Consider the following 15,098-nt stretch of genomic DNA (forward strand, 5'->3'; position numbering starts at 1 on the left):
TGAAACTCATTTCAGGGACTGCAGTGCGCGAGGTCGGACTACTCCGCCCATCCTAGTGGCCTTAGCCCCGGGGAGTCAGCAACGCCACAGTCTCCATGTGGTGGGTGTGCGGGTACAGGTCGAAGGCACGCAGCTCCCCGAGTACCCAGCCGGCCTGCTGGAAGTAGCCCACGTCGCGGGCAAATGACGCCGGATCGCAGGAGACGTAGGCGATCGCCCGGGGACCGGCCGCGACCAGCTGGTTGACCACGGCTTTGCCGGCGCCGGCCCGGGGCGGGTCAAGTACCAGGGCGTCGAAGTTGCGCGGCTTCTGCCGCAGCACGCGCTCCACTTTCCCCTGCACGATTTCGACCTGGGATGCGCCGTGCAGGTTCTTGCGGGCATCCCGGCTGGTGCCGGGCGCCCCTTCCACGGACAGCACGGAGCCGGTGACGCCGACGGCGTCGGCGAGGGGTGCGGTGAAGAGCCCCGCGCCGGCGTAAAGGTCCGCCACGACTGCCCCGGCGGCCAGGTAGCCGCCGTCGTGCAGGAAGCCGGTCACGGCCCCCACCAGGGTGTCCGGGGCGTCGCGGTGGATCTGCCAGAAGCCGTCGCCGGTGACCCGGTACTCGTGGCCGGCCGCCGTTTCCTGCACCCAGGTGCGGCCCCGCAACTGCGTCACCTCGCCCGTGCCCGGGTCCACCCGCGCCACCGAGACGTCGTCCGGCAGTTGGGCCAGGACGGCGCTGAGCCGCTTGGCCCGGGTTCCGGCCGAGGGCACCAGGAGCACCAGCGGCCGCGACCCGTTGGCAGGAGCTGCGACGTCAATCCGTTCAATCCCCTGCAGGTCGATGTCCCAGAGTTTCAGGGCGTTGATGCCCTCGACGGCCAGCGGCATCTCACGGACCGGGAACACGGCGTCGGAGCGGTGCGCATGCATGCCGAGCTTGCCACCCGGCGTCACGGCGAAACCTGCGCGGGTGCGCCAGGCCAGGCCGGTCGCCGCGCCGGCGGCCGCCTCCCCCACAGCCTCGACCGTGACGGGCACGTCGACGCCGGCCAGGCGGTGCAGCTGCTCGGCCAGCACCTCGGATTTGAGGCTGCGCTGGCGGTCCAGCGAGATGTGGCCCAGCTCGGCGCCGCCGACGGGAGGGTGGCCGTGGGACCAGGACCGCTGCGCGTCGGCCGCGTGCCAGAAGTGCTCCACCCGGTCCGGGGAGGCCTCCAGCACCTCAACGACGTCGGCGCGCCAGAACTTGGCGGACTCGCCCTCGTCGGTGAGCCGGATCCGGACTTTCTCGCCGGGGATGCCGTGACGGACAAAGATCACGCGGCCCTCGTGCCGGGCCACGCAGTGGCCGCCGTGCGCGACGGGGCCGACGTCGACGACGAGCTCGGTGCGGGCGGGCGTCGTGGTGTCGGTGCTCATTGGATATCCTGCAGTCTCTTGGCTTCCTCGGACGATTTCAGCTGCCACGGCACGCTCGCAACCATGACGCCCGGCTCGAAGTGCAGCCGCGTCTTGATCCGCAGCGCCGTCTGGTTGTGGACCAGCTGCTCCCACCACTTGCCGACGACGTATTCGGGGATGTAGACGACGATCAGGTCGCGCGGCGAGTCGCGCCGCATGTTCTTGATGTACTCCATGATCGGCGTGACCGTTTCGCGGAACGGGCTGGCCAGCACCGTCAGCGGCACCGGGATTTCCAGTTTCTCCCAATCCGCCAGGGTCTGTTCGGTCTCCTCCGGGCTGATGTCCACCGTGATGGCGTCCAGCCGGGAGGGCCGCGAGGCACGGGCGTAGGCCAGCGCCCGGAGCACGGGCTTGCGCACGTGCGAGACGAGCAGCACGGCATGCACCCGGGTGGGCAGCGCCCGGGGCGAGGAGTCCTCGTCCACGGCGAGTTCCTTGGCCACGTTGTCGTAGTGGGCCCGGATGCTCCACATGATCAGGAACAGGATGAACATGGCCAGCAGCGCTATCCAGGCGCCCTGCTCAAACTTGGTGATCAGCACGATCACCAGGACCAGGCCGGTCATGCCGAAGCCGATCGTGTTGATGGTGCGGGACTTGACCATCCGCAGCTTGGTGGCCGGGTCCTTGGCGAGCTTCAGCTCGCGTCCCCAGTGCCGGATCATGCCGAGCTGGCTCAGCGTGAAGGAGATGAAAACGCCCACGATGTAGAGCTGGATCAGCTTGGTGACGTCGGCGTTGAACGCGATGATCAGCACCAGCGCGCCGGCGGCCAGCGCCAGCACACCGTTGCTGAACGCGAGCCGGTCCCCGCGGGTGCGGAGCTGGCGGGGCAGGTAGCCGTCCTGGGCAAGGATCGAGCCAAGGACCGGGAAGCCATTGAAGGCGGTATTGGAGGCGAACACCAGGATCACGCCGGTGGCGGCGACCACGATGTAGAAGGGGATGGAACCGGCGCCGAAGACGGTCTGTGCGATCTGGCTGATGGCCGGGTTCTGGATGTAGTCCTCGTCCACCGGCTTGCCGTTGAGCAGGAACTCCTTCGCCGGGTCCAGCACGATGTGGACCTTGGTGGCGTTGGCCAGGTAAATGATGCCGGCCAGCATGGAGGCCGCTATCACGCCGAGCAGCAGCAGCGTGGTGGCTGCGTTCTTGCTCTTGGGCTTCCGGAAGTTCGGCACGCCGTTGCTGATGGCCTCCACGCCGGTGAGGGCCGCGGCGCCGGAGGAGAACGCACGGAGCAACAGGAACGCCCCGGTGAGTCCGACCAGTCCCTCGTCGAAACCGGGGGCCGGGACGATCTGGAACTCGGCCGACGGCGCCTGGCCGAGCTGGCCGGTGGCGGCCTGGAAGACGCCGACGGCGGTCATGCCGAGGATTGAGAACATAAAGATGTAGGTGGGCACCGCGAAGACACTGCCGGCTTCGCGGATGCCGCGCAGGTTCACGAGGGCCAGGATTACGACGCCGATCGTGGCGATCGCTGCCTGCTGGCCGTGCAGCGAGGGGACGGCAGTGGTCAGGTAGGCGGCGGCCGAGGACATCGACACCGCGACGGTGAGCACGTAGTCCACCAGCAGGGCCGAGGCGACGGTGAGGCCGGCGTACTTGCCCAGGTTTTCGTTGGCGATCTCGTAGTCGCCGCCGCCGGAGGGGTAAGCGTGCACATTCTGGCGGTAGGAGGCCACCACTGTGAGCAGCACCACCATGACGGCGAGCCCCACCCAGGGAGAAAACGCCACCGCGCTGACGCCGGCCAGCGCCAGGGTCAACAGGATTTCGTCCGGCGCGTAGGCCACCGAAGACAGGGCGTCGGAGGCGAAAATGGGGAGCGCGATCCGCTTCGGCAGCAGGGTGTGGGCCAGACGGTCGTTCCGGAAGGGCCTGCCTACCAGCACCCGCTTCACGGCATTGAAAATTGTCAGCACCAGACAAAGCTAGTCTGATTCGGACGCGATGTCATGACGGCGAAGCCTGCCTGCGGGCAGGCGCCCGGCCGCACCGCCGTCGGACCGGCTCCGGGGCCCCGGTGGCCGGTAGAGTTTTACGCAGCAACAGACACAGAAGCTTGAGGAGGCACGTGTGGCGCACTTCGTGATCATGGGTTGTGGCCGTGTCGGGGCAACCCTGGCGCACACACTGGAGGACGCCGGCCATTCGGTCGCGATCATCGACCAGGACGACCGTGCGTTCCGCCGGCTCCGGACCGGTTTCTCCGGCCGCAAGGTCACCGGCGTCGGCTTTGACCGGGAAACCCTCAAGCAGGCCGGGGTCGAGGAGGCCTACGCCTTCGCTGCCGTGTCCAGCGGCGACAACTCCAACATCCTGGCCACCCGGGTGGCCCGCGAGACGTTCCACGTTCCGCACGTCGTGGCGCGGATCTACGATCCGGGCCGCGCGGAGATCTACCAGCGCCTCGGCATCCCCACGGTCGCGGCGGTGCGCTGGAGCGCGGACCAGGTGCTCCGGCGGATCCTTCCGGAACAGCACCTCGCCGGTGATTTCCGCGACCCCTCCGGCCGGCTGGTGCTGGCCGAGGTGGACGTGGACTCCGGCTGGATCGGCCACCCGGTGTCCGCGCTTGAAAAGGCCGCCGACATCCGCGTCGCCTACCTCACGCGCTTCGGCGAGGGCATCCTCCCCGGGCCCGGAACCTCGTACCAGGACGGCGACACCGTCCACGCCATGCTCAGCGTGGACCGCACCTCCGAGGTCGCCCACATTCTTGCCAAGTCCCCCGCCAAGGAGTCCTAAGTGAAAGTTGTCATCGTCGGGGCGGGCAGCGTCGGTTCCTCGATCGCCCGTGAATTGCTGGCCCACAAGCACGAGATCCTGCTGATCGACCTCAAGCCCGAGGTGATCGGCCGCAGCGGGCTGCGCGGCGCGCACTGGCTGGTCGGCGATGCCTGCGAGCTCAGCACCCTCAAGGACGCCCGGCTGGAGGACGCCGACGTCGTGGTCTCCGCGACGGGCGACGACAAGGTGAACCTTGTGGTCTCGCTGCTGGCCAAGACCGAGTTCGGTGTGGGACGGACCGTCGGCCGGGTGAACAACCCGAAGAACGACTGGATGTTCGATGATTCCTGGGGCGTCGACGTCGCGGTGAACACCCCGCAGCTGATGACAGCCCTCGTGGAAGAGGCCGTGGAGATCGGCGACCTGGTCCGCCTGCTCACCCTGCAGACCGGGGTGTCCTCGCTGGTGGAGTTCACGGTGCCGCATGATTCGCACGTGATTGGCCTGACCGTGGGCGACATCGACTGGCCGGAGGATGCGACCCTGGTGGCGATCCTGCGCGACCAGGCGCCCATCACGCCGAGCCGGGACGACGTGATCGACGGCGGCGACGAACTGTTCTTCGTCACCACCATCGCTGCCGAGGACGGGCTGCGGGCCCTGCTCTCGGCCCCGGAGTCCGAGGTCGAGTCAGCCGGTGAACCTTCGAGCGCCGGCCAGCACCCGGTCAACGCGGACCTGCATGGCCGCGAGACCCAGCCCGCCGGCGACGACGGCTTCGACGGCTGAACCGCCCAACTGGCTCGCAGTTGTTGTCGTTCTGACCGCTCAAAACGACAACAACTGCGGGTTAGTCGGCTTCGCTCGGCTGGTCAGCCGGGGCCGGCGCGGGACGGGTGAGCAGCCAGGCGACCCACATGCCCAGGATGTACAGCGGCGCGCCCATGATGAGCCTGGTGGTGGCGAGGCCTGCGAGGCCCTGCTCCCCCATTAGGTACAGCGGGACCTGCACGATCAGGCGCAGGGCCAGGACCGAAATGATCACCCAGGTGCCGATCCGGTAGGCCTTCACCCGGGCCGGATGCTTGCGCCAGTCCAGGCCCTCGTTCCGGATGAAACCGAACAGCAGCCCGGCGAAGGGCCAGCGCACCGCGATGGAGATCGACATCGCAAGGATGTAGCCGAGGTTGGTGAAGAAGCCCAGGACGTAGAAGTCCTCGGCCTTGCCGGTCGAGTTCGCGAGCCAGGCTGATAGCCCGACGCCGACAATGCCGGCCAGCGCCTGCGTCAGCGGCTTGCGCTGGATCAGCCGGGCGACGGTAAACGCCGCGGCCACCGCCAGCGCGGCGATCAGGGCCAGCGGAAGTTCACGGGTCACGGTGAAGGCGATCAGGAACACCAGCCCCGGAAGGATGCTTTCGGCGATGCCCTGGACACCGCCGGCGCTCTTGAGCACGTCGATGTTGCCGTTGCTGGTGCGGTGCAGTCCCGCCTTCGCCGCGTAGCCTTCGGCGAGCTGGGCCACCGAGGGCTGCTGGTCTTCGGGCGTGCTCATTGTTCCTCCAGGCGGGAGAGTATTTCGTAGCGCGGATTAAACATGGTGGGCAGCCCGTCCCGGACAGTGACCATGCCCTCGAGCCGTAGCTCCAGGCCGGCCTTCACGCCGGGGATGCGGCGCCGTCCCAGCCAGATCACGCGGAGCCGGTCGGCGGCCGCGGCAGGCCGCTTGCGCCGGACGCCGGGCTGGCCGGCTTGGGCGGCCTGGACCGCAGAAGCGGCCGGCCGCGCCTTGGCCGGCGGGGCGTCATGGTCGGTGACGATGGCTGTGAAAGCTGCCACCTCGCTGGCCGGGGCATAGGTCACAGATTCAATGAAGCCGCGGCACAGCACACGTCCGCGCTCGGGCAGCCCCCGCACGGGGACAGCTGCGGCAGCTTTCTTGCCGGCGGCATCAACCAATCTGGGTAGTCTCCGGTCCGCGCTCGGGTTGCTCGAACTCCGGGGCACCCTGCGGTGCCGCGACGCCGGAGTCCCGGGGAAGGCGGAGCTGAAGCAGCTCGCGCGGCGGCATGGGGCTCTCGCCCCGCACCACGACGATCTGGCGGAACAGTTCCTCGAGTCCGGCGGCGGCGTCGCGGTCCAGTGCGGCGTCTCCGCCGAGGACACCGCGGAGGAACCAGCGGGGGCCGTCGACGCCGATGAACCGAGCCACCCGATAGCCCTCGCTGCCGTCGCCGGCAGGCAGCTTGGCGACGAGCTCGATGCCGAAGTGGCCCTCAATCTCCTCAACCTGGCCGCCCTGGCTGCCCACGGACTGGCCGATCTGCTCACGGATTTCGTCCCAGAGACCTTCGGAGCGGGGCGCGGCGAAGGCCTGCAGCTGCAGGCTCGAACCTTCCAGGTCCATGGTGACGGCCACGACGCGCTGGGTGGCTTCCTCGACCTCAAGGCGGAGCTGCAGCCCTTCGCGCGGGGCAATCAACAGGGCGCCGAGGTCGACGTAGCCGTCCTGGTTGTCGATGTCCGCGACGTCATGGGGACCGGCGCTCCGCAGGGCGCCAGCCGTGCCCTCGGCGGGCGCGCCGGCGTCAACAGCTGCGTCCTCCCGGGTGTCGCCGGTGTCCGTCAACTGCTCCTGCTTGGCTTTCCTGCCACGCCCAAAAACCATGGTGTTGTCTCCTTAGTTGTGATCCTGTGCCAGGCGCTCGGCCTCGGGACAGGGAACAGATGCGTCAAACGGGCGGGGCTCAGGCCCCGGGGGCGCCGAAACCGCCGGTGGAGCCGAAGCCGCCGGCGCCGCGGACCGAATCGCTGAGCTCCTGGACGGGCACGAACTCCGCGTACTCCACGCGCTGGATGACCATTTGTGCAATTCTATCGCCGCGGCGCAGTTCAATCGCCTCGTCGCGGTCAGTATTCAGCAGAGTCACGGCGATCTCCCCGCGGTAGCCCGCGTCCACCGTGCCGGGTGCGTTCACCACGGTCAGGCCGTGCTTGGTGGCCAGGCCGGAACGGGGGTGGATCAAGGCGACAAAGCCGTCAGGAAGCGCGATGGACACCCCGGTGGGCACCAGCCGCCGCTCCCCCGGCCCGAGCACAACGTCCTCGCGGGCACGCAGGTCCGCGCCGGCGTCGCCCGGGTGGGCGTACGACGGCGGCTGCAGGCCGTCGTCGAGCATCTTCAGCTGCACCGTCAGGGTGGGAGCTCCGTAGGCCGGAAGGCCGCTGGCCGAGGGGTCTGCCGCCGGGGTATTCACGGCAGTGGTTTCTTCAGTCACAGTTCCCCACTGTAACGCCCGCGGGGAGGATAGACCTACCGCGCCGCCGCCCCCGGTGTCCGCGGGCGGCGGCCTGGCGGCCAAGGTGAAATGGCCCGGGAAAAGTGGAAAGCTGGGCTCATGCCCGAATCCAGCGCAGCCATGCCGGCCTCCAACAGCACCCCCAACGACGCCACCGTCCTGTTCAGCGAAAAGCTTTGGCCGAATTTCTGGATCTGGCTGGTGGCTGCCGGGCTGGCCGCGGCCGGCATCCTGGTGTTCGCGCCGATCAGTATGGCCGCCGGCATCACCGCCGCCGTCGTGCTCTTCACGATCCTGGCGGTGTTGCTGATCGTGTCCACGCCGTCCATCACGGTGACGGCCGCAACGCTGCGCGTGGGCCGGGCGACGATTGAACGCCGTTTCGTCGGCGAGGCCACGGCCTTCCGCGGCGCGGAGGCGACGGCGGAGCGCGGCACCCGGCTCAACGGCCTCGCCTTCATGTGCATCCGCGGCTGGATCGACCCGGTGGTCCGCATCGAGATCACCGACCCCTCGGACCGCACCCCGTATTGGCTGGCGTCCACGCGGCACCCCGACGAGCTCGTCACGGCGCTGTCGCGCTAACAACCCCGGCTAACAACAGCCCGGGCCGGTCCCAGGCCGGCAGGAGGGCGGCGGCCCTTAGCCCTCGCAGTCCTTGCAGTACTTCAGGCCGTCCTTTTCGCGGGCGATCTGCGAACGGTGGCGGACCAGGAAGCAGGAGGCACAGGTGAATTCGTCTGCCTGGGCGGGCAGCACCCGGACCAGCAGCTCCTCGCCGGACAGGTCGGCGCCCGGGAGTTCGTAGCCTTCGGCGAGGTCGGTTTCGTCTTCATCGACCACCGCGGAAGGCTTGTCCGTACGCCGCGACTTCAGTTCCTCGATGGAGTCCTCGTTGAGGTCTTCCTCAGTCTTGCGCGGCGCATCGTAGTCTGTCGCCATTAGTTGTTGCTCACACTCCGCATTCGTTGGGTTGGTCCGCCTCCGCCGCACCGGCGGGGCTGGAAGCCCCCGCCCCGGTCCGGGTTCGGTTCACCGATGTCAACGCCGGACAATCGCTTTTTGTGCCCGATGTCGGGTCATTTTTGCCCAAACCCCTGCCGAGCGCCAGAGGCCAGTGGTCCGGCGGCGGCGCCGTCCGCTCCGGACGGCCCCCATCCGGCGGAAAGTCGCGGAAAATCACGGCGCGCCCTCCCTCCTAACCCGAATTGGGACCCAACGGTGGCAGAGTTTCGAATGTTAGTAATGCCAGGGTGGAGGATTTGTATGCAGGATCTACGGCTTGTAGGCGTCCACGACGACGGGGAGCATCTCCTGTTGAGTGGCACCGGCGGCGAGATGTTCCAGCTGCCGATCGATGAGGCTCTTCGGGCGGCTGCGAGCCGGACGCCGGCGAGGGCTGCTTCCGGCGGGGGCGCGGAGCCCATTGCCATGTCCCCCCGCGATATCCAGGCCAGGATCCGCAGCGGTGCGACCGCCGCGGAGGTGGCCGCTCTTTCCGGCATTCCGCTGGCCAAGGTGCAGCGGTACGAGGGCCCCGTGCTGGCCGAACGCGAGTACGTCGCCCAGCAGGCACGCAAAATCGAAGTGGCCTCCCCTTCCGCGGGTCACGACAGCTACCGTTCCTTCTTCGGCGACCAGCCAGCGACCTTGGACGACATGGTCATGCACCGGCTGCGGGCCCATAAAATCGAGCCTTCAACGGTGGAATGGGACTCCTGGCGACGCCCGGACGGCAGCTGGAACGTGGTGGCCCGTTTCGATGCACAGCCCGGCGCCCACGCCGCGATCGGTGAAGAGCCGCCGGCCATGTGGACGTTCAGCCCGGCGCGCAAGTCGTTGCAGAACGCCAACCGCTGGGCCCAGCAGCTCAGCGAACTCGAGCCGATGGACGGCCCTGTCCCGGCCCGCCGCCTCTCGGCGGTTTCGGACCGGCCCTTTGATTTCGAGACCGATGCGGAAGCCGCGGCACGCAGTGCCACGGCGCAGCTCAGCATCGTTCAGCAGCACGGAGTTCAGCAGGAGAAGGACGCCGACGGGCTGCTGGACATGCTCCGTTCCCGCCGCGGGCAGCGTCTCGGCCTGGATGAAGACGCCGACGACGCCCTGGCGCTGCTGCTGACAAACGGTGTTCCCGCCGCCCACCCGCGGCCGTCCGAGGTTCCGTCGCTGAACGAGACCGAAGACGACGTGGTGGAGGTTGAGGCGCCCCGGGAGGACGAGCCGGCAGAGGAAGCAACCCCGCCCGCGGCGTCAGCCGAACCGCATTCGATTCCCAACCCCGACGCCCTGACCCGACGCCGGGACGCCCGGCCGTCCATGCTCTCCCGCTTGAGCCTGGCGCCACGGCACCAGGACAATAGCGAAGACGACGCGCTGAAGCTTCACGACGGGGTCAGCACCGAGACCCGCGAGATCACCATCGCGGCCTCGCAGCTGCGCCCGGTACGCACCGGTCCCACGTCCAGCCCCGGACTGGATGAGCTCCTGGGCGGCGGACCGTCCCGGCGGGCGCAGAACGAGTCATCAGCGGCATCCCGCAGCGACGCCTCCCGGAACGAAGCCTCCCGGAACGAACGTGAGCCCGAAACGCCGGAGCGCCAGCCCTCCAAGCCCAAGCGCTCCAGTGTGCCCAGCTGGGACGAAATCGTCTTCGGCACCCGCAGCGACTAGGGTCTCCGCCCCGCCAGGGACCAAATCAGCGGCGCGGAGCTTTATTGGCGGCCTTTCCGGCGGCCTTGGGCCCACCCGGCTTTCCTTCCGCGGCGAAGCACAGCAGCGGTATTTCGCGCTCCGCCTTGGTCAGCGAGCCGTGCTGCCCCACCACCTCCAGCGCCCTGGCCTGGACCCTGCGGGTGTCGTAGAACGCCAGCGCGTCGCGGGCAGCGATCATGATGTCGCCGATCCGCGGCCCGACCGGGCCCCGGACCTCGCCGAAGAGTCCTGCAGCCACGGCCTCTTCCCGGGTGAAGGCCCAGATCCGGTCACCGAAACGGGCCTGCCAGGCCTCCAGTAGCCGCAGCCGGCCGGCGTCGCCGGCTCCATCCTCCAGGTAGAGGTGGACCATGCGCGGCTCCCCTGCCGTGTGCCGGACGCCTGCGATGAGGTCCGGCTCGGCGGAGTAGTCGATCCGCTGCGATTCAGGCACGTCGAGCATGCCGTGGTCCCCGGTGACCAGCACGGTGGTGCCGACGGGGAGGGTGGCATTGAGCCGGCGGACGGTCGCGTCGAGCTCTTCGAGCTGGTGTTCCCACTGCGGCGACTGGCAGCCGTAGCGGTGCCCGGCCTTGTCCAGTTCGTGGACGTAGAAGTACATCAGCGAGCTGTCCGCCCCTGCCATGGCTTCCGCCGCGGCCGCGGTCCGGGCGTGCGAGGTGGTTCCGGCCAGGAAGCGTCCGCCCCGCAGCGCGGCCTGGGTCATGGCGGAGTCGCTGAACCGCGGCAGGGCGACAGTGCTCACGTCGACGTGCCCGGCGGCCCGCTCGAACACGGTGGGCAGCGGCTGCCAGAGCTGAGGGTCGACGCCGTCGTCCCAGTTGCCCAGCATGTTGACCACCCGGTCCTGGTCCGGGTCCAGCACGTCGTAGCCGACCATCCCATGCTGCCCGGCGGCCAGCCCGGTCCCGAAACTGGCCAGCGACGCGGCCGTGGTGGAGGGGAAGGCCGCATCGAGCCACACCGGCACGGCTCCCTGGCCGGCCTGCAGCACCGAGCGCAGGAACGGGGTGTGGGCGATCTTCTGCTTGAGCAGCTGCCGGCCGAGGCCATCGGCCAGGACGACGCAGACGTGCTTTGCCGAAGGGAGGTTCAGCCGGTTCTGGAAACCGGGGACGCCGAGGCTGGCCGCGGCGCTGCTGAGCACCTCCGCGATGGAACGTTCCCCATAGGCCGGGGGCGCGGGCATCCCGGCGGGTCCGCCGGGAGCACGGACGGACGCCTGCGGCGAAGGCAGCGGGGACCCGGAGGCGCGGACCGGCACCATCTCAGCGCTGGTGGCCGCGGCTGAGGCGGTTTCCGAAGACGCCGGTACGCGGGCGCGGCGGAAGCGTGGGGACACCGTGCGGCGCGGGGGCCGTGGAGCCGGTGTTCACGGCCCGGAGTGCGCGGGCGAAGAGCTTCGCGTCCTGCACGGCCTGCAGGCCGTCGGCTTCGGCGCTGATCCGCAGCACGATGTCCTCCTGCGCGATCGTGCCGCTGTAGCCGTGGTCGGCTTCGCACTGCGGGTCACCGCAGCTGGCGGGGCCCATGTCGAGGCGCTGGCCGCCGGACCAGGCGATCGAGAGGGTCAGCTCACGGACCGGGTCCGAGGGCTTGTAGTCCTGCGGCTGTGCGTAGACGTAGCTGAGCACCACCGAGCGGATCTGCGTGACGGGGACCGATTCGGTGGAGACCTGAGCGACGATCTGCTCGCCGGCCTCGTCGAGCTGTTGGTCGTCCACATGGGTGATCACCAGCATGTCCTCGGTCAGCACGAGCACGGTGATGTGCCGGCGCACTTCGGCACGGTCAAAGTGGGTCTCGAGGTGGACCAGGTGGGCCACGCAGTCGCGGCCGTCCAAGGCGTCGGCGACGACGTCGGCGACCAGGCGGGGGTAGAAGCCTGCCTGCTGGAGGGCGCCGTCCAGGCTTTGGCCCTGCGCGCTGTGGTCGTGCAGGCCCTGGTGCGGGGAGCCGTGGCGGCCGGAGACGGACGCCTGGGGCTGGGATGCTGGAGGCTGGGAACTCATGGCTCCCATTTTCACAGATCGGCTGGGGACATGCTAACTGCGCATGGCCCGCCTGGCCGTGTCCGTGCGCTGGGCGGCGTTGGCAATCCGGACGTCGGCGGCCAGGATCACGGCGCCGTCGGGTCCGGCCAGCACCGGGTTGAACTCCACCAGGGCGATCTCGGGGTGGTTGTCCTTGAGCCTGGTCAGCCGAGCCGCCAGGTCCTCGAGCGCGGCAGCGTCGACGGCGGGCAGGCCCTGGTAGCCGAAGAGTTTGCGCGACGCGCGGGGCGCGCGGATGAAGTCGTGCACGTCGGAGCCGGAGAGCGGCGGCACCCGGTGGGCCCAGTCATCGAGGAGGTTCACGGCGTCGCCGGCCAGCCCGAAGGACACCACCGGGCCCAGCAGCGGGTCCTCGATGGCGCGGAAGGTGCAGGCCTGCCCCACCGGGGCCATCGACTGGACCTCGAGGGACGGTGAGCCGTAGCGCTGCAGCGATTTGCGCATCTGGGCGATGTTGCGGCGCAGCGAGTCGGCGTCCTGGATGTCCAGGCGTACCCCGCCAAGGTCGAGGCGGTGCCGCAGCGCCGGGTCCGTGGTCTTCAGCGCCACCGGCCAGCCGAGCCGCTCCGCCGCGGCGACGGCGTCGTCTTCCGACTCGAAGCCCTCCGAGGGCAGCACCCGGATGCCGTAGCGGCCCAGCAGCTTCGCGGCGGACGGAGGGTCCAACCGGACCAGCTGCTCGCCACTCACGGGCCGGAGCAGCTCCTCCAGGTCCTCGTGGGCGCCCTCCGGGTCGCAGCCTTCGGGCTCCACAAACAGCCCCTGGTCGCGGACCACCCAGTGGGCGTAGCGCACCACCGCGGCGAGGGCGGCGACGGCGGCCCCGGGGTTGGAGTAGCAGGGCACCCCGGCGGCCGGTTCCGCAGCTGTGACTTCCGCGGCGGCTCCCGCGGCCGCGGATCCCGCGCCGGCTTCGGCGGGAGCGCCGACCATGCCCTCGACGTAGATGGACGGGTCAAGAAGGCCGGTGAACGCGGCAACCACAGGCTTCCCGGCGGCCGCCGAGCACTCGGCCAGCACCGCGCCGATCTTTTCGACGGTCAGCCCCCGGGCCGGCAACAGCGCGACCACGACGGCGTGCACCGAGTCGACGGTCAGGGTCTCCTGCAGGCTGCGGCGTAGTGCCGGCAGCGACCGGGACATGCCGGCGTCCAGGTCGACGTCGGCCACGATGCGCTCCACGCCGAGACCGGCCGCGGTGGCCCGGTCGGCCACCACCTTGCCGAGCGCGCTTGAGTTGCTGAACACGGCCACGCCGGGCCCCTTCGGCAGCGGCTGGCTGGAGACGATCTGGGCGACGTCCATCAGCTCTTCAATGGTCTCCACCCGGATCACGCCCGCCTGCCGCATCATGGCGTCCAGGGCCTCGGGCGGCGCCTGCGTGGTGCGCACGGCGTGGCCGGGAGGCAGGTTCAGGCCCATCGCATCGGACTTGGCCACGATCACCGGCTTGGTCCGCGCGAGCCGCCGGGCCAGCCGGGAGAACTTGCGCGGGTTGCCGATCGATTCGAGGTAGAGCCCGACGGCGGTGGTGTCGGCGTCGTCCTCCCAGAACTGCATCATGTCGTTGCCGGACACGTCGGCGCGGTTCCCGGCGGAGAGGAAGGTGGAGATGCCCACCCGGCGGCGGCTGGAGGCGGCGTAGAGCGAGACGCCGATCGCCGCGGACTGGCTGAACAGGCCGAGGCCGCCGCGGCGCGCCAGCGAGGGAGCCATCGAGGCGTTGAGGGACACGGCGGGGTTGGTGTTGACGATGCCCAGCGAGGCCGGGCCTATCACGCGCATGCCGTTGGCGCGGGCCTGGCGGACCAGGTCGCGCTGCCGGGCGAGGCCGCGTTCGCCGTCGTCCGCGTAGCCGGCGGTGGCCACCACGATCCCCTTGACCCCGGCTTCCCCGCACTCCTGGACCACCTTGGGCACCTCGTCGTACGGGACCGCGATGATGGCGAGCTTGACCGGTCCGGGGACCTCGGAGAGCTTGGCGAAGGACAGCATGCCGGCCAGTTCCAGGGCCTCGGGGTTGATCGCGTAGACCGGGCCGGTGAAGCCGCCCTCGATGATGTGTTCCAGCAGCTGGTAGCCGACGGTGCCCCATTTGCGGCTGGCACCGATGACGGCCACCGAGGACGGGGCGAGCAGTTCCTGGATGCTGCGGGCCTCGGCGCGGTGTTCGCGGGACTCCATCACGGCCCGGGACTTGTCCGTGGGGTCGATGTTGAACTCGAGGCTCACGACGCCGTCGTCGAAGTGCCGTTTGACGTCGTAACCGGCGTCGGAGAACACCATCAGCATCTTGCGGTTCTCCGGCAGCACCTCGGCGCTGAACTTGCGGATGCCATTCTCGCGGGCCGCAGCGGCGAGGTGTTCGAGCAGGATCGAGCCGATCCCGCGGCCCTGGTGCGCGTCGGCGATGTTGAACGCCACCTCCGCCTCTTCCGGGTCGTCGAGCCGGTCGTAGCGGCCGATGCCCATGATTTCTCCGCCGATGGTGATCACCAGGGCCACCCGGTCCTTGTAGTCGACCTCGGTGAAGCGCTTGAGTTCCTTGGCGGACAGCTTGGACTTGAAGGCGAAGAAGCGCATGTAGATCGACTTCTGCGACTGGCCCACATGGAAGGCCTGCACCGCGTCGGAGTCGGCGGGGTGGATGGGGCGCAGGTGCGCTGTCCCGCCGTCGCGCAGCACGACATCGGCTTCCCAATGTTCCGGATATACGCCGTCCGCGGGCTGATCCACCATAGGCTTAGCCTAGCCATAAACTTGAGCTGCCCGCCGTCATCGCGCCTCAACAGCCACGCAAGTCCAACGCACCATCAACTGAGTAACCCGTAGAAGGACCCA

14 protein-coding genes are annotated in these 15,098 nt (G+C 69.3%); 4 read left to right on the forward strand and 10 right to left on the reverse strand.

Annotation, left to right across the window (positions count from 1 at the left end; all coding sequences use genetic code 11):
- Positions 1-61: 61 nt before the first annotated feature.
- On the reverse strand, positions 62-1,408 hold the full coding sequence (locus AC1DBD_RS14645; RefSeq protein ID WP_476926253.1) for a class I SAM-dependent RNA methyltransferase: 1,347 nt from the start codon (positions 1,406-1,408) through the stop codon (positions 62-64).
- The gene (locus tag AC1DBD_RS14650) at positions 1,405-3,381 is read right to left on the reverse strand and encodes an APC family permease (protein ID WP_441418824.1); all 1,977 of its coding nucleotides are present in this window, start codon (positions 3,379-3,381) and stop codon (positions 1,405-1,407) included. Before AC1DBD_RS14650 ends, AC1DBD_RS14645 begins: the two co-directional genes overlap by 4 nt.
- A 154-nt stretch (positions 3,382-3,535) precedes the next feature.
- On the opposite strand from AC1DBD_RS14650, the gene AC1DBD_RS14655 reads away from it, so the two are divergent.
- Positions 3,536-4,207 carry a potassium channel family protein gene (locus AC1DBD_RS14655; RefSeq protein WP_441418825.1) on the forward strand — a complete coding sequence of 224 codons (672 nt, stop codon included), beginning with the start codon at positions 3,536-3,538 and terminating at the stop codon, positions 4,205-4,207.
- Positions 4,208-4,978 (forward strand): potassium channel family protein, encoded by a 771-nt coding sequence (locus AC1DBD_RS14660; RefSeq protein WP_476917421.1) that lies wholly within the window; start codon positions 4,208-4,210, stop codon positions 4,976-4,978.
- A 61-nt stretch (positions 4,979-5,039) separates the two neighbouring features.
- Here the strand turns inward: AC1DBD_RS14660 and AC1DBD_RS14665 are convergent, their stop codons facing one another.
- The 4 genes from AC1DBD_RS14665 to dut form a co-directional block, all read right to left on the reverse strand.
- Positions 5,040-5,744 carry a DUF3159 domain-containing protein gene (locus tag AC1DBD_RS14665; RefSeq protein WP_441418827.1) on the reverse strand — a complete coding sequence of 235 codons (705 nt, stop codon included), beginning with the start codon at positions 5,742-5,744 and terminating at the stop codon, positions 5,040-5,042.
- The gene (locus AC1DBD_RS14670; RefSeq protein WP_441418828.1) at positions 5,741-6,148 is read right to left on the reverse strand and encodes a hypothetical protein; all 408 of its coding nucleotides are present in this window, start codon (positions 6,146-6,148) and stop codon (positions 5,741-5,743) included. Before AC1DBD_RS14670 ends, AC1DBD_RS14665 begins: the two co-directional genes overlap by 4 nt.
- Positions 6,141-6,857, reverse strand: coding sequence for a DUF3710 domain-containing protein (locus tag AC1DBD_RS14675; protein ID WP_441418829.1), 717 nt, complete (start codon positions 6,855-6,857; stop codon positions 6,141-6,143). The genes AC1DBD_RS14670 and AC1DBD_RS14675 overlap by 8 nt, the downstream gene beginning before the upstream one ends.
- Before the next feature lie 79 nt (positions 6,858-6,936).
- Positions 6,937-7,467: a dUTP diphosphatase gene (dut, locus tag AC1DBD_RS14680; RefSeq protein ID WP_476892723.1), complete on the reverse strand. Its 531-nt coding sequence runs from the start codon at positions 7,465-7,467 to the stop codon at positions 6,937-6,939.
- A 120-nt stretch (positions 7,468-7,587) separates the two neighbouring features.
- Between dut and AC1DBD_RS14685 the strand changes: the two genes are divergently transcribed.
- Complete coding sequence (locus AC1DBD_RS14685; protein ID WP_476892724.1) at positions 7,588-8,073, forward strand: DUF3093 domain-containing protein; 486 nt, start codon at positions 7,588-7,590, stop codon at positions 8,071-8,073.
- Between the two features lie 57 nt (positions 8,074-8,130).
- On the opposite strand, the gene AC1DBD_RS14690 is transcribed toward AC1DBD_RS14685, so the two are convergent.
- Entirely contained in the window at positions 8,131-8,430 is a 300-nt protein-coding gene (locus tag AC1DBD_RS14690; protein WP_138769577.1) for a DUF4193 domain-containing protein, read from the reverse strand.
- Between the two features lie 324 nt (positions 8,431-8,754).
- On the opposite strand from AC1DBD_RS14690, the gene sepH reads away from it, so the two are divergent.
- Positions 8,755-10,161 (forward strand): septation protein SepH, encoded by a 1,407-nt coding sequence (sepH, locus tag AC1DBD_RS14695; protein ID WP_476982379.1) that lies wholly within the window; start codon positions 8,755-8,757, stop codon positions 10,159-10,161.
- Between the two features lie 25 nt (positions 10,162-10,186).
- On the opposite strand, the gene AC1DBD_RS14700 is transcribed toward sepH, so the two are convergent.
- The 3 genes from AC1DBD_RS14700 to AC1DBD_RS14710 form a co-directional block, all read right to left on the reverse strand.
- Complete coding sequence (locus AC1DBD_RS14700) at positions 10,187-11,392, reverse strand: alkaline phosphatase family protein (protein WP_476982380.1); 1,206 nt, start codon at positions 11,390-11,392, stop codon at positions 10,187-10,189.
- A gap of 79 nt (positions 11,393-11,471) precedes the next feature.
- Complete coding sequence (locus AC1DBD_RS14705; protein ID WP_441418833.1) at positions 11,472-12,215, reverse strand: DUF5998 family protein; 744 nt, start codon at positions 12,213-12,215, stop codon at positions 11,472-11,474.
- A gap of 33 nt (positions 12,216-12,248) precedes the next feature.
- Positions 12,249-14,996, reverse strand: a complete 2,748-nt coding sequence (locus AC1DBD_RS14710; protein ID WP_476982381.1) for a bifunctional acetate--CoA ligase family protein/GNAT family N-acetyltransferase — start codon at positions 14,994-14,996, stop codon at positions 12,249-12,251.
- Between the last annotated feature and the right edge of the window lie 102 nt (positions 14,997-15,098).

The sequence above is a fragment of the Arthrobacter sp. 10T419 genome (genome assembly GCF_056394105.1).

What these genes read in the sequence shown, in the direction of transcription:
- AC1DBD_RS14685 (WP_476892724.1), top strand. Translation starts at nt 7,588, where the DNA reads ATGCCCGAATCCAGCGCAGCCATGCCGGCCTCCAACAGCACCCCCAAC.
- AC1DBD_RS14710 (WP_476982381.1), bottom strand. Translation starts at nt 14,996, where the DNA reads ATGGTGGATCAGCCCGCGGACGGCGTATATCCGGAACATTGGGAAGCC.
- AC1DBD_RS14645 (WP_476926253.1), bottom strand. Translation starts at nt 1,408, where the DNA reads ATGAGCACCGACACCACGACGCCCGCCCGCACCGAGCTCGTCGTCGAC.
- AC1DBD_RS14700 (WP_476982380.1), bottom strand. Translation starts at nt 11,392, where the DNA reads ATGCCCGCGCCCCCGGCCTATGGGGAACGTTCCATCGCGGAGGTGCTC.
- AC1DBD_RS14705 (WP_441418833.1), bottom strand. Translation starts at nt 12,215, where the DNA reads ATGAGTTCCCAGCCTCCAGCATCCCAGCCCCAGGCGTCCGTCTCCGGC.
- sepH (WP_476982379.1), top strand. Translation starts at nt 8,755, where the DNA reads ATGCAGGATCTACGGCTTGTAGGCGTCCACGACGACGGGGAGCATCTC.
- AC1DBD_RS14665 (WP_441418827.1), bottom strand. Translation starts at nt 5,744, where the DNA reads ATGAGCACGCCCGAAGACCAGCAGCCCTCGGTGGCCCAGCTCGCCGAA.
- AC1DBD_RS14675 (WP_441418829.1), bottom strand. Translation starts at nt 6,857, where the DNA reads ATGGTTTTTGGGCGTGGCAGGAAAGCCAAGCAGGAGCAGTTGACGGAC.
- AC1DBD_RS14690 (WP_138769577.1), bottom strand. Translation starts at nt 8,430, where the DNA reads ATGGCGACAGACTACGATGCGCCGCGCAAGACTGAGGAAGACCTCAAC.